The sequence below is a fragment of the Providencia sp. PROV004 genome (assembly GCF_011045615.1).
In the GTDB taxonomy this organism is placed as follows: domain Bacteria; phylum Pseudomonadota; class Gammaproteobacteria; order Enterobacterales; family Enterobacteriaceae; genus Providencia; species Providencia rettgeri.
On the sequence record NZ_CP042859.1, the window covers coordinates 3,848,428 to 3,862,470 of the forward strand.

Consider the following 14,043-nt stretch of genomic DNA (forward strand, 5'->3'; position numbering starts at 1 on the left):
TGAAGTCATGACTACGAAACGTAAACCCTATGTCAGAGAAATGAAGGGTGATTGGTGGCAAAAGCTGGGTTTTTACCGCTTTTACATCATGCGTGAAAGTACCTCCGTCCTTCAGGTCTGGTTCAGTATTTTAGTCCTGTATGGGGTATTTGCGCTGAAAAGCGGTCCAGAATCATGGGCTGGCTTTGTTGGGTTCTTAAGCAACCCAATCATTCTTATCATTAACATTATTACTTTGGCGGCAACATTATTGCACACCACAACGTGGTTCAAACTTGCACCAAAAGCCGTCAGTATTATTGTAAAAGATAAGAAAATGTCTGAGGAGCCTATCGTTAAAGGCTTCTGGGCTCTTACGATTGTTGTTACGGCAGCAATCTTAGCAATCGCATTGTTATTTTAATCTAAGGAGAATCTGATGAATCTAACGCCTAAACGTTCCGATGAGCCGATTTTCTGGGGGTTATTTGGTGCAGGTGGTATGTGGAGTGCTGTAATTGGCCCTGCAATCATCATTCTGTTAGGAATTTTAATTCCTCTCGGTGTGGCACCAGAAATGCTGAGCTATGAGCGCATTATGGCATTTAGCCAAAGCTTTATCGGCCGCGTTTTCTTATTACTGATGATTATTTTGCCAGTTTGGTGTGGTATGCACCGTATCCACCATACGCTGCACGACTTTAAAATCCATGTCCCTGCGACAAAATGGGTTTTCTACGGTGGCTCAGCAATCATTAGTGTAATTGCAATTATTGGTGTATTTACTCTGTAAATAATGCAATCACACATTATTTTAATAAAAGGTATGACAGCACATTGTCATACCTTTTCTTTTTTAGGGCTTAAAGCCTCGAATAAGTGATTCTAAACCAAACAAAAATGCTTCTGTTCCATCATCATTATCCATGATTTGAATAGCTTCTTTTAATAACAATGGCATCGCTCCGTCTTGTTCAACATCTCTCTCACCCATTGCTGCCAAATGTTCTTGCTGCTCAAGTACTGAACCTAATGTAAAGTGCCCCACTGCACTCACTGCGTAAAGGCCACTTTTTAATGAAAAACCGCTATCAATCATAAACTGCAATTGTTTTTCCACCGTGGCGTATTGCTCTGCACTAGGCCGCGTGCCTAAATGTACCTTTGCCCCATCACGGTAACTAAGTAAGGCTCGACGGAAACTTAGTGCATTATGGCGCAAGAACTCCTGCCACGTTTCACCTTCAACAGGTAATGGATGGTCATGATGTCGTTTTAACATTTCAACCGATAATGCATCCAACAATGTGCGCTTGTTCTTTACATGCCAATACAGTGTGGGTTGCTCAACCCCGAGCTTTTGAGCCAATTTTCGCGTTGTCAGTCCTTCCATTCCCACTTCATTCAGCAAATCTAGTGCAGCCGTAATAATGGTTTCTTTATCCAATCTTGCCATCGCTTTCCCCTTAATTTTCTATTGACACTCTATCACTGATAGGGATACATTCCAAATCTATCAATGATAGAGAAATGAATAATGAATAAATTTGCGATCACTGCATTAACGATCACCGCCCTTGATGCTATGGGGATCGGTTTGATCATGCCTGTTTTACCTGCCTTACTCCGCGAGTATGTGACGCTAGAAAACTTGGCAAATCATTACGGTATCTTGCTGGCTTTGTACTCCATCATGCAGGTATTTTTTGCCCCAATACTGGGCAGATGGTCTGATAAATTCGGTCGCAAGCCTATTTTGTTGATCTCCCTTGCAGGAGCCGTACTGGACTACAGTTTATTGGCTTTATCGAGCTCACTTTGGATGCTGTATTTAGGCCGTTTAATTTCAGGGATCACTGGCGCAACAGGCGCCGTAGCGGCTTCTGTTATTGCCGACAACACTGCCCCACAAGAACGCACTAAGTGGTTTGGGCGATTAGGCGCAGCATTTGGCGTGGGGTTAATCGCCGGCCCTGCGATTGGGGGCTTTGCAGGGCAATTTTCCCCACATTTACCTTTTGTTATTGCGGCTATTTTGAATGCGTGCTCTTTTGTCGTGATCTGGCTTATTTTTAAAAATAAAAATGCCATACAGAATGATCAAAATGAAACTGTAGAGCTGTCAGTTCCCTTCATACAGCTGATAAAACCCATTATTTTGCTACTTTTTGTCTTTTTTATGGCACAGTTAATTGGTCAGATCCCTGCAACAACCTGGGTGCTATTTACCGAAAATCGCTTCCAATGGAATAGTGTGCAAGTTGGGTTATCTTTGGCGGGCTTAGGCGTTATGCATGCCCTATTCCAAGCTTTTATTGCTGGAGCCATTGCCAAAAAATTCAATGAAAAGGTAACAATCATTGTCGGCTTTGTCGCAGACGGAAGCGCATTTATTATTTTGTCATTACTCACCGAAGGTTGGATGATTTACCCTACATTAATCTTACTCGCCGGTGGTAGTATTGCATTACCAGCACTACAAGGGTTGATGTCAGCTCACGTCAATCACGCTAATCAAGGTAAATTACAAGGAGTATTAGTGAGTTTAACCAATGCCACAGGGGTAATTGGCCCATTACTATTTAGCGTTATTTTTGGCCAAACATTGCTGATATGGGACGGTTGGGTGTGGATGATTGGGGCTATGCTTTATGCGTTACTTATCGTCATTTATTTACTTTTTTGTGCTAAAAAAGCTTTAGAAACAAAAGAAATAAAACTATCGGCAGGCTAAATGTTAGGGTAACTCATTTAAATGCTATGATGCCTGAATAACCTTTGTTGTGAAAAGAACATTAAGAGAAAAACTCAATGACAACACCACCTAAAAAGCCAAGAACGAAACCTGCGGAAGAAAGGTTAGATGACCTGATGAATGCAGCGGAAAAACTCTTTCTTTCTAAAGGGTTTGTCAATACAACTGTCAGTGAAATTGTCATCGCTGCCGATGTCGCAAAAGGTACTTTTTATCACTACTTCCAATCCAAAAATGACATTATGGAAGCCTTACGCACACGCTACATGGACTGGTATTTAGGCTACATTCAATCTGCTTTAGATTCACAAAAAAGTGCCACTGCCAAGCTGAAATCGTGGTGTGAAAATAGCGTCAAATACTATGTTGAAAAACAAAATATTCACGACATGCTATTTCATGACGAATACCACGGCCGCAGTAATGATCATGAAACCCGTGCAGTTGAACAGATTAAAGCTATTTTAGCTTTTGGTGAGCAAAACAAAGCATGGCCAGAATTGCCACATGAATTGATGGCGACAATGATTTATCACTCCATGCATGCTGCTGTTGATAATTTAGCCAATAGTACTGAGTATGATCAACATACTCTGGGCGAGATCCTATACCAACGTTTCAGCCAACTCATCAAATAACACATTTAATACTGGGTTTTATTTTTCATCCGCAAAATTTTTGTATACCCAATAGGGTGGCAATCTTATTTTCTATTACTATAGCTCTATAATTTATGATGATTTCCCCCCTAACGGGGGGATTAAATCATGGTTAACACTAAGCAGGGTTTGGTTTTGGCAAACAAGCAGATACAAAGTAAAAAAGCCCACAAACCGCAATAAATAGCCCAACATAACCTAGGTTAAAGTGACCTAAATAACTGACAATCAGAGGGGTGATCCCACCGATAGAGGCAGCTGCGCTATTATAACCAACACCTAATATTGTTGCCTGCCCATTAGATTTGCCCATCAGTACCGCTGATAAATTACACAATATCATCGCTGAGTATGCGGACATAACAACTTGAGTAAAAAAGACTAGAAGCAAACTATCTATTTGTAATAAAAAATAAAGTGGCGCTGAAAACAACACCATCCCTTTAACGCCCATATCAAAAACAGATTTAGCCGAACTATACTTGTCTGTTAGCCAACCGCATATCATCATAAAAACTAGCAATAAACCGGATGAAAATATTTCATAATAATTTTTTATCTCATCTATCTTTAATTGTTGAATAATTAGTGAGGTTGACAAACTTTGAGAGTAAAAAGTGACAGTACCTGGAATGGTAAATAAGAACACCCAAAATACATGATACCAACTAAATATCGCTTTTTTATCTAACTCATTTTTATAATTAGGTAATTTAGCTCTAAACCAAAAGCTAATAAAAATATTAACCAAACCAATTAACAATGGAATTCTCCATCCAATTGACTGCATAGTATCTTCAGATAACGTATTCTTTAGTATGAAAACGATAGCTAATGATGCAATGACTCCACACAAAGAACTACCAACAATAATTGACGAAACTCTAGATCGAATATTTCCATCTAAATCCTTAAATAAATATGTAATTAGAGAAGGAAATTCACCTGCGAAGCTAAAAGAAAGAGCCAATTGTAAAATTAATATCACTAATGGCGTATAGTTCCCTAATAATTCAATGGGTAACAGTGCCATCATTAATGTTGCCGTACCGGTTATCAAGCTTGTTAATACTAGGGCTGACTTTTTTCCTACCGTATCAGCATAGCGACCGATAACATATCCGCCTAAAGGGCGGATTAAAAAACGTAATGCAAAGATACCCCATACTATTTCTGTCGCTTGAAAATAACCTAATTTAGTTAATTCAATACTTAAATAAGTAGATATAGCTGCAAAAACTGCAATATCATAGTATTCCAAAGCATTACCAGCAACTGCACCAAATCTAAATTTCCATTTCATTTTTGTCCCTTTTCTATTAATGACTTTCCTTGTAGCAAAATATTCTGGCCTTCAGGGATAACTAGCCAAAGACTCCAAACAAGCAAGGGTAATGCCATTTTCTTTTAATGCCTGAAATAAGCCGCTAGGTGAAGTATAAGAGCAACCTAATTTTTCCTTAATACGTTGAATACGTTTGTTTTCTGTCGCTTCTGAACAACCTTGGATATAACTGATTTCTTTTACACAACAATGTGATAATAACAATCGAATACTAATTATTTCTTTACGAGTAAAACGAATATTACCAAAACGCATATAAGGATGAATATCTAAAGGTTCAAGCTCTTGTTCACTAAGCTTATAAACTCTATTCTGTGGAAACTTAATTTCCTCGCGCAAGGGTAAAATAGCATAATTATCTTTGCCTTTTTTCCATGATTCATACGCAAAATCTATAATCGTTGGCCTACACTTATAAAGTGATATCATATCGTTGAGTGAAATTATCCTCCTAGAATTAATGGAGACAATGTCATACATGTTTCCATACTTCGCACAAAAATCAATTTTCAATTTTCTTTTTTTAGTTTTTGCTAATGTGTTTATAAAGCTTTCTGAGTAATTACTCCAGTATTGAATCCCTGGAGATAACCGTTCACTTAAACGTAAATCTAAATCAGCATTCCAATATATGAGCAGCCATTCGTAATTATTTGACATAATACTCACTTGCTTATTACTAAGATCAACTCTGGTTATGGACAAATCTATATCATTCCAATCAAAATACTTTGAAAAAAGGCTTTTTAAATTAGAACAGGATTTTTCTAATAAATTATTTTCTATATCCATACACTATCCTTAATTTGATTATTTTTTAAATTATTAGATTAAAATTAATACTTTTAAAAAACAGTATACTTATTAGCATCTGGAAGTTAATGAATTAAAGGCTCCACATCCCTACTCTCAATTGGGTTAATAATTCAATACGTTAAAATAGATATTTTAAATTAAGGGTAACTTACCAGAGACTCCAGACAAGCAAGGGTAATGCCATTTTCTTTTAATGCCTGAAATAAACCGCTAGGTGAAGTATAAGAGCAACCTAATTTTTCCTTAATACGTTGAATACGTTTATTTTCAGTCGCTTCCGAACAACCTTGGATATAACTAATTTCCTTTACCCGGCAATGTGATAATAGTAATCGGATAGTCATCATTTCTTTACGGGTAAAACGAATATTACCAAAACGCATGTAGTGGTGAGCATCTAAAATATCTCGGTTATTATCTTCAATTTTTTGAGATAAGCTTATGTCAGCCCTAAGTGGTAAAATAATATTTTCATTATCTTTCCAGGCATGTTGGGAGTAATCAGAAATAACTGCTCTTAATTTATAGAGTTCTAATAATTCATTACTTGTAAATTTTTTCCTTGAATTTATTGAGGTAATTTCATATATACCACCATATTGGGTACAAAAATCCACCTTCATTTCTTTCTTATCTGTTTTAGATAATGTTTTTTGGAATGCGGCAGAGTAATTATTCCAATATTGAATACCGGGGGTTAATCGTTCCTTTACTTTTTTATCTAGGTCATCATCCCAAAACATTAAAACCCACTCATAGTGATTTGAAATAACTTTTACCACGTTATTTGTTACATCCACTCTACTGTAAGTCACATCCATATCATTCCAATCGAAATATTTTAAAAACTTATCACCAAAACCAGAACAAGACAGTTCTAAGTGTTTATTTTCAATATTCATACATCCCCCTTAAATTTAAGCAGTTAATAACCTTTGTTTTTTATTCAATAAAAATGACGCAAATAGCGTTAACGAGCTCAATGAAACAAAAACACCCACCAAGGAAACATCAATGAGGACTAAGTAATTGATAATTAATGGCGTTAACCCACCTATAATCGTCGATGCAAGGTTATACCCCATACTTAACGTCGTAACTTGCCCATTGGCTGGTTTTGCCATCGCATAATTCCAATTGCATAACACCATCGCTGAAATAATAATAATTGACGATTGGGAGATAAGTACTAATGATAAAACCTTAGTAGACATTAGGTAATAAATAGGAATTGATAATATCGCAGCGAGCTTTACCCCTAAGTTAAACACCCGCTCAGAGTAGCTGTATTTATCTGTTAGCCAACCAACTATTGCCATTAAAACCAATAATAACGTTGATGATATCATTGAATATATGCTTTTAAATTCTTCTAGTTCTAGCTCCTTAAGTAAAAACGAAGATGAAAAATTTAAGGTATAAAAAATAACCGAACCAGGAATAACAACCAGTAAGATATTAAATGCCTTAAGCCAATCTATTTTCTGGCGCCCATCATATTCAATGGGTTGGTCTGGTAAGCGATAGCGAAACCAGAAACAGATCAGTATATTACCTAAACCTAATAGCAGTGGTATTCTCCATCCCACTCTTTGCATGGTTTCAGGGGGTAATATATTTTCAAGAATTAACACAATTCCTAACGAGCCAATAACGCCAACAACCGCACTTCCAGTTAACAACGCTGAAACTCGACCTCGTTCTTGGGGTTTAGAATCTTTATATAAATAGGTAGACAGTGATGGGCTTTCACCCGCAAAACTAAAAGATAGCAACATTTGAAGAAATAGGATGGCTAAAGGTGTATATATCCCTAATAATTCAATAGGCAGAAATGCCATACACAATGTGGCACTACCGGTAAGAATGCTGACCAAAATCATTGCCGGTTTTTTACCGACTTTATCCGCATAACGGCCAATTACATACCCCCCTAATGGCCGAATAAGAAAACGTAAAGCAAAAATCCCCCACACCAGCTCCGTTGCTTGCTGATAACCTAGGCGGGTTAATTCTGCACTTAAATATGATGAAATTGCAGCAAAAATTGCAACATCATAAAATTCTAAGGTATGCCCTGCGACAGCACCAAAACGTAATTTCCATTTCATAAAATGATCCCATGTCCCTATAGAAAACCAATAGTTAAATTAATTAATAGGCATTAATTTTTCTAAACTTGTTAATGTAATGCCGTGACCTTCCATTACCGAAAAGCATTCCTTTTGAGAGACCATTTCACAGTTTAATTTTTTCTTGATGTTTTTAACTCTTATATATTCCACCTCTTCCGAACAGCCTTGAATACGGCTAATTTCCTTGATATTTCGGTGGGAAAGCAACAAGCGGATGGTTAATGCTTCTTTGTTTGAAAATGATAACTGACCAAAACGTATAAAATTAGGGGTTTCCTTACTTCTACAAATAATAGGTACAGGTTCATCTAATTCAATTTTTTGGCGTAACGGTAATGCCACCGTTTTATTTTCAGACCATTTTTCATATGCATAATCAGAAACTATTGAACGCCATTGATATAATGAAAGTAAGTACTCATATGAGACTTTATGGTTTCCATTGAGTGAAAATATCTCAAATAAATTATTGTACCTATTACAAATATCAATTTTTTTATTTCCTTTATCGAGTTTGGTTAATATTTTCTGGTATGCATCTGAATAATTACTCCAATATTGTACCCCAGAGAATAACCGTTCTTTTAATGATAAATCCATATCATGATGCCAATAAATTAACTGCCACTCATAATTACTAGATAATGTGTATATCTTTTCCTCATCAACATTAATAATCGTATAATGGATATCAATATCATTCCAATTAAAATAATTGCAAAGATCTAACTTTACTCTAGTGCTTATTTTTTCCATCTTATTGTTTTCTATATCCATAAAAATCACCTTATAGTTATTTAAATAAAAATAAAGATAATAAAAGCGTTTAACCCATATCTTTAGCACATAAAAATAAATATTCAAAGACCGAAATTTAAAGGGATTTAAAATTAAGAATTATTTTTTTATCTTGATATCTAAATTTAGTTCCAGCTAACTTAAATAATTTCAATTATATTTATATATTCACTATTGGAGATCGTATGAAACAAGATTGGCACTCGGCTGATATTATTGCAGCGATAAAGAAAAAAGGTTCTTCTCTTTCACAAATATCACGTTCAGCAGGGTTAAACTCATCAACATTAAATAACGCCTTGTCAAGACGTTGGCCTAAAGGAGAGCGTATTATTGCCGAGTTTTTGGGTGTTGCACCATCTGAAATTTGGCCATCGCGTTATAACGAAAAATAACATAAGAATAGTTTTCTTTATGCCAATAAAATATCAAGAAGATAAAGCGGGTAACTTTCTCTGTCTCCCGCTTATTATTCATTTTTAATTAAATAATAATTAATTTGAAAATTAACTTGATACTTTTAAACCAATTAACCCGGTAATAATCAAAGCAAGGCTTAACAAGCGGAACATATTTGCTGACTCACCAAGGAAAATAATCCCAACAATTGCTGTGCCCACAGCCCCAATCCCCGTCCAAATGGCATAAGCCGTGCCGACCGGTAAATCACGCATGGCGTAGGCTAACAACCCCATACTGGTAATAATAGCGACAATAGTAATAATACTCGGTGTTAAACGGGTAAAACCATGAGTATATTTTAAACCTACAGCCCATACCACTTCGCATAAACCTGCAAAAAAAAGAACGATCCAAGCCATGATTGCTTGCTCCCGTTAATTACTCGGGGTCGTCCCCATATTTAAATGACGTTGATTCAGGCCGTCCTGAATACGTATGATGTATAAATACATTATAAATATTCACAGACCCAGACTCAAGCAACGAAAAATAACAAATAAGCGCAAATCAACCATAAAATTTAACCTTTTTATACCGTTTTTTATTATTAAGCATCATAACCATCGCACTCAAAATTATACACATGTAAAGTAGATGTCTAATCTGGCAAGTTCATCGAGAAAATAGCATGAGTCTCAGAGACATCTTACTCGCCCTTTGTGTAGTCGTAATTTGGGGGGTTAACTTCGTTATCATTAAACTCGGCGTTACCGCACTTCCGCCGTTATTATTAGGCGCATTACGTTTCATGTTTGTAGCCTTTCCTGCTATTTTTATTTTTAAGCGCCCCAAAATTCCGTTCAAATTATTGCTTCTCTATGGGCTCACCATCAGCTTTGGTCAATTTGCCTTCTTATTTTGCGCGATTAGAGTGGGGATGCCAGCGGGGATTACCTCTGTTATCTTGCAATCTCAGGCCTTTTTTACCTTATTGCTCGGCGCAATGATTTTAAAAGAATCATTACAGCCGACTCACTTTCTTGGTATGTTTATCGCAATTGCAGGGCTGACCGTGTTAGCCAATGGCGCCACCGTCGGTGGGCTAGATGATATTCCATTACTCGGGTTAGTATTTACTTTAATTGCTGGTTTATCATGGGCTTGCGGCAACATTACCAATAGAATCATAATGAAACAGGAAGGTGCTGAGAAATGCAGTGCCCTATCATTGGTCAGTTGGAGCGCGCTGATCCCAATCATTCCCTTTTTGATTAGTTCATGGGTTTTAGAAGGTGAAGAAGCCATTGTTGAAGGGCTATCAGGCTTTAATTGGTCAGTCTTTGGTGTCATTATCTATTTAGCTTATTTATCAACATTTGTCGGCTATGGGCTTTGGGGAGTCCTGCTCGGCCGTTATGAAGCTTGGCGTGTTGCTCCTTTTTCATTGTTGGTTCCAGTCTTTGGTTTAAGCAGCAGTGCTTTATTCCTTGGAGAGCATATAAATGGCGTACAAGTTGCTGGCCTCGTTTTGATCATGTTTGGCCTAATTACCACGCTTTTTGGTAAAAAAATAATCCAACAATTAAGACGAGCCTAGTTAACTAATTAATAGTCGGGAGTTTTTTAGCTTCCGATTATTTTCTTTTCTTTAACCATTCTCGTATCAACAAAAACATCGCAACAGACATTATCACTAAAAAACATCAAAAACCCAGATAAAAAACCAACTCATCAAATAATCGCTAGCTCAAAACCAGATAAAATCCAATAAATAATCCTAAATTAGTGATACTGACAACAATTATTAAATTTATCTCAAATTTCAATTAGGTGTCTCGTTTTAGCTACTTTTTCTTTAACTTAACTATGGCTATATCTTCCTCAGTTTCACTTAAATAAATAACAAATATCATTCATTGAACAGATGGGGATGGCTATGGGTAAACAATTTATTTGGATTGTGCTCGCTCTGCTCGGTGCTTTTTCACTTGGCTACATCGCTTTATATCGTGGCGAACAAATCAATGCCTTGTGGATCGTTGTCGCTGCCGTATGTATTTATCTGATTGCATACCGCTATTACGGGCTTTTTATTGCTAAAAAAGTACTCCAAGTCGATGCAACTCGAATGACGCCTGCAATTCGTCATAATGATGGCTTAGATTACGTACCAACAGATAAAAAAGTATTATTTGGTCACCATTTTGCCGCTATCGCAGGCGCCGGCCCACTGGTTGGCCCTGTTCTTGCCGCGCAAATGGGCTATTTACCCGGTATGCTGTGGCTACTCGCTGGGGTTGTGCTAGCTGGTGCCGTACAAGATTTTATGGTGCTGTTTGTCTCAACACGTCGAGATGGCCGCTCACTGGGTGAATTAGTCAAAGAAGAAATGGGCAATACCGCAGGGGTGCTGGCTTTAATCGCTTGTTTTATGATTATGGTAATCATCTTAGCCGTACTTGCCATGATTGTCGTAAAAGCCCTCACTCATAGCCCATGGGGAACTTATACGGTTGCCTTTACTATTCCTTTAGCGATTTTTATGGGTATTTATACCCGTTATATCCGCCCAGGACGCATTGGTGAAGTTTCTATTATTGGGCTAGTTTTTCTTGTATTTGCAATTATCTCAGGGGGTTGGGTTGCTGAAAGCGAAACTTGGGCACCTTACTTTGACTATACAGGTGTTCAACTCACTTGGATGTTAGTCGGTTATGGCTTTGTTGCTGCCGTTTTGCCAGTTTGGCTATTACTCGCTCCCCGCGACTATCTATCAACCTTTTTAAAAATCGGGACTATCATTGGATTGGCAATTGGTATTTTAATTCTCAATCCAAACTTACAGATGCCATCGTTAACGAAATATATTGATGGTACAGGCCCAGTTTGGGCAGGTGATTTGTTTCCATTCTTATTTATTACGATTGCTTGTGGCGCCGTTTCTGGCTTCCATGCACTGATTTCATCAGGCACCACACCAAAAATGTTGGCTAATGAAAACCAAGCTTGCTTTATTGGCTATGGTGGCATGTTAATGGAATCTTTCGTAGCAATTATGGCATTGGTTGCCGCTTGTGTGATTGACCCGGGTGTTTATTTTGCCATGAATAGTCCCATGGCGATGTTAGCTCCCGCAGGTACGCAAGATGTGGTCGCCTCTGCGGCCCAAGTTGTCAGTAGTTGGGGCTTCCAAATCACTCCTGAGCAGCTCAACAGCATTGCGAATGACGTGGGTGAAACCAGTATTATTTCACGGGCAGGCGGTGCGCCAACACTGGCAGTTGGGATGGCGTATATTCTTCACGGTGCGCTTGGCGGCTTGATGAATGTGGCATTCTGGTACCACTTTGCCATATTATTTGAAGCATTATTTATTTTAACCGCGGTGGATGCAGGAACCCGAGCAGCACGTTTTATGCTACAAGATTTACTGGGAGTGGTGTCTCCATCTTTGAAACGTACGGATTCGCTACCCGCCAACTTGATAGCAACTGCACTGTGTGTGCTAGCTTGGGGTTATTTCCTCCACCAAGGCGTTGTCGACCCACTTGGTGGTATTAACACCTTGTGGCCATTGTTTGGTATCGCGAACCAAATGTTAGCAGGTATGGCATTAATGCTGTGTGCTGTGGTACTGTTCAAAATGAAGCGCCAAAGATATGCATGGGTCGCTTTAGTACCAACAGCATGGCTGTTAATCTGCACGATGACTGCAGGCTGGGAAAAAACCTTCAGTGAAGATGCCCGCGTCGGTTTCTTAGCTGTAGCAAATAAATTCCAAGCGATGATTGATAGCGGCAATATTCCTGTTCAATATACAGAGTCTCAATTAACTCAGTTAATTTTCAATAACCGCTTAGATGCAGGGTTAACTATTTTCTTTATGATTGTCGTGGTATTACTGGCTCTATTCTCCATCCGCACCGCGTTGAAGGCATTAAAATCTGACCAACCAACTGCGAATGAAGTACCATATGAACCCATGCCAGCCAACTATGAAGAAATCGTGGCAAATACGCGCCATCATTGATTTTCGCGGAAAAGCTTGTCACTGTTTAGGACATATACTCTTTCTCCAAAATAATTCACGTTGGAGCAAGGCGGCAAAGAAGATAATCCCTAGGAGCATACTCCAGTATGTGACTAGGGTTAGCGAATGAAGCCAACGCAGCAACAGCGTGAAATATGAAGGAGAAACTAGGAGCATACATAACAGTATGTGACTAGGGTTAACAAGTGAAGCCAACACCGCTACAACACAAAATATGACGAGGATTTATGTTTGGAGAACTGGGAAAAGCGGCCCGCTACCTAGGCCAAGCGGCAAAAATGATGGTTGGCGTTCCCGATTACGACAACTATGTCGCTCATATGCAAAGAACACACCCTGACCAAACGCCTATGACCTATGAAGAATTTTTCAAAGAGCGTCAAGACGCACGTTACGGTGGCAAAGGTGGGTTTAAGTGCTGTTAATCACTTAAAATAGACAAAAAAAGCCGTGGTCGAGTACCACGGCTTTTTATTTTTAACGATTCAGTATAGGATCAACCGTTATTTTACGCGTGAAACATACTCACCTGAACGAGTATCAACACGGATAACTTCACCGATCTGAACAAACAGAGGAACCTTAACCACTGCGCCAGTGCTCAGTGTTGCAGGTTTACCACCTGTACCTGCGGTATCCCCTTTCAGGCCTGGGTCAGTATCGGTAATTTCTAACTCAACAAAGTTAGGTGGAGTTACCGCGATAGGACGGCCGTCCCACAGTGTTAAAATACATTCTGCTTGGTCAACTAACCATTTCGCGTTATCGCCAACGGTTTTTTCGTCCGCTGCTAACTGTTCAAAAGTTTCGTTGTTCATGAAATGCCAGAACTCACCGTCGTTGTATAGGTAAGTTAAGTTCATATCCATGACATCTGCACCTTCAACAGAGTCAGTAGACTTAAATGTTTTTTCCAACAGTTTGTTAGAAATCAGTTTACGGATACGCACACGTGCGAATGCTTGACCTTTACCCGGTTTGACGAATTCACTTTCTAAAACGACACAAGGCTCGCCATCTAACATGATTTTAAGACCTGAGCGGAATTCATTGGTACTATAAGTAGCCATGGTGATCCTCTAATTTATAAACTAAAAATGGCA

16 protein-coding genes are annotated in these 14,043 nt (G+C 38.3%); 8 read left to right on the forward strand and 8 right to left on the reverse strand.

Annotated elements, in window-relative coordinates; translation table 11 throughout:
- Positions 1-7: 7 nt before the first annotated feature.
- Positions 8-403: a fumarate reductase subunit FrdC gene (gene frdC / locus FVA69_RS17660; RefSeq protein WP_109911650.1), complete on the forward strand. Its 396-nt coding sequence runs from the start codon at positions 8-10 to the stop codon at positions 401-403.
- 15 nt (positions 404-418) lie between these two features.
- Entirely contained in the window at positions 419-772 is a 354-nt protein-coding gene (frdD, locus tag FVA69_RS17665) for a fumarate reductase subunit FrdD (protein ID WP_004258620.1), read from the forward strand.
- A 63-nt stretch (positions 773-835) separates the two neighbouring features.
- Here frdD and tetR read toward each other — a convergent pair whose 3' ends face one another.
- Entirely contained in the window at positions 836-1,435 is a 600-nt protein-coding gene (gene tetR, locus FVA69_RS17670; RefSeq protein ID WP_117162571.1) for a tetracycline resistance transcriptional repressor TetR, read from the reverse strand.
- A gap of 81 nt (positions 1,436-1,516) precedes the next feature.
- On the opposite strand from tetR, the gene tet reads away from it, so the two are divergent.
- The gene (tet, locus tag FVA69_RS17675; protein WP_123382255.1) at positions 1,517-2,713 is read left to right on the forward strand and encodes a Tet(A)/Tet(B)/Tet(C) family tetracycline efflux MFS transporter; all 1,197 of its coding nucleotides are present in this window, start codon (positions 1,517-1,519) and stop codon (positions 2,711-2,713) included.
- Positions 2,714-2,790: 77 nt separating this feature from the next.
- Complete coding sequence (locus FVA69_RS17680; RefSeq protein WP_110731657.1) at positions 2,791-3,372, forward strand: TetR/AcrR family transcriptional regulator; 582 nt, start codon at positions 2,791-2,793, stop codon at positions 3,370-3,372.
- 139 nt (positions 3,373-3,511) lie between these two features.
- On the opposite strand, the gene FVA69_RS17685 is transcribed toward FVA69_RS17680, so the two are convergent.
- The 5 genes from FVA69_RS17685 to FVA69_RS17705 all read right to left on the reverse strand — a co-directional run bounded on the left by FVA69_RS17685 (position 3,512) and on the right by FVA69_RS17705 (position 8,466).
- On the reverse strand, positions 3,512-4,696 hold the full coding sequence (locus FVA69_RS17685) for an MFS transporter (RefSeq protein WP_117162574.1): 1,185 nt from the start codon (positions 4,694-4,696) through the stop codon (positions 3,512-3,514).
- A 51-nt stretch (positions 4,697-4,747) separates the two neighbouring features.
- Positions 4,748-5,530, reverse strand: coding sequence for a helix-turn-helix transcriptional regulator (locus FVA69_RS17690; RefSeq protein WP_164529180.1), 783 nt, complete (start codon positions 5,528-5,530; stop codon positions 4,748-4,750).
- A gap of 161 nt (positions 5,531-5,691) precedes the next feature.
- Entirely contained in the window at positions 5,692-6,456 is a 765-nt protein-coding gene (locus FVA69_RS17695; RefSeq protein WP_109911644.1) for a helix-turn-helix transcriptional regulator, read from the reverse strand.
- Positions 6,457-6,471: 15 nt separating this feature from the next.
- Complete coding sequence (locus FVA69_RS17700; RefSeq protein WP_164529181.1) at positions 6,472-7,665, reverse strand: MFS transporter; 1,194 nt, start codon at positions 7,663-7,665, stop codon at positions 6,472-6,474.
- Positions 7,666-7,704: 39 nt separating this feature from the next.
- Complete coding sequence (locus FVA69_RS17705; protein ID WP_109911642.1) at positions 7,705-8,466, reverse strand: hypothetical protein; 762 nt, start codon at positions 8,464-8,466, stop codon at positions 7,705-7,707.
- Between the two features lie 206 nt (positions 8,467-8,672).
- On the opposite strand from FVA69_RS17705, the gene FVA69_RS17710 reads away from it, so the two are divergent.
- Positions 8,673-8,882, forward strand: a complete 210-nt coding sequence (locus FVA69_RS17710; RefSeq protein ID WP_004908101.1) for a helix-turn-helix domain-containing protein — start codon at positions 8,673-8,675, stop codon at positions 8,880-8,882.
- 111 nt (positions 8,883-8,993) lie between these two features.
- On the opposite strand, the gene sugE is transcribed toward FVA69_RS17710, so the two are convergent.
- A complete protein-coding gene (gene sugE / locus FVA69_RS17715) occupies positions 8,994-9,308 on the reverse strand; it encodes a quaternary ammonium compound efflux SMR transporter SugE (protein ID WP_004908099.1) in 315 nt (104 codons plus the stop codon).
- Positions 9,309-9,577: 269 nt separating this feature from the next.
- On the opposite strand from sugE, the gene FVA69_RS17720 reads away from it, so the two are divergent.
- From FVA69_RS17720 to FVA69_RS17730, 3 genes are all read left to right on the forward strand, one after another.
- Complete coding sequence (locus FVA69_RS17720; RefSeq protein ID WP_109911641.1) at positions 9,578-10,486, forward strand: EamA family transporter; 909 nt, start codon at positions 9,578-9,580, stop codon at positions 10,484-10,486.
- 339 nt (positions 10,487-10,825) lie between these two features.
- A complete protein-coding gene (gene cstA, locus FVA69_RS17725; protein ID WP_004908095.1) occupies positions 10,826-12,919 on the forward strand; it encodes a pyruvate/proton symporter CstA in 2,094 nt (697 codons plus the stop codon).
- A gap of 248 nt (positions 12,920-13,167) precedes the next feature.
- Positions 13,168-13,365, forward strand: coding sequence for a YbdD/YjiX family protein (locus FVA69_RS17730; protein WP_004908094.1), 198 nt, complete (start codon positions 13,168-13,170; stop codon positions 13,363-13,365).
- A 78-nt stretch (positions 13,366-13,443) separates the two neighbouring features.
- On the opposite strand, the gene efp is transcribed toward FVA69_RS17730, so the two are convergent.
- Complete coding sequence (gene efp, locus FVA69_RS17735; protein WP_004258667.1) at positions 13,444-14,010, reverse strand: elongation factor P; 567 nt, start codon at positions 14,008-14,010, stop codon at positions 13,444-13,446.
- Positions 14,011-14,043 lie beyond the last annotated feature (33 nt).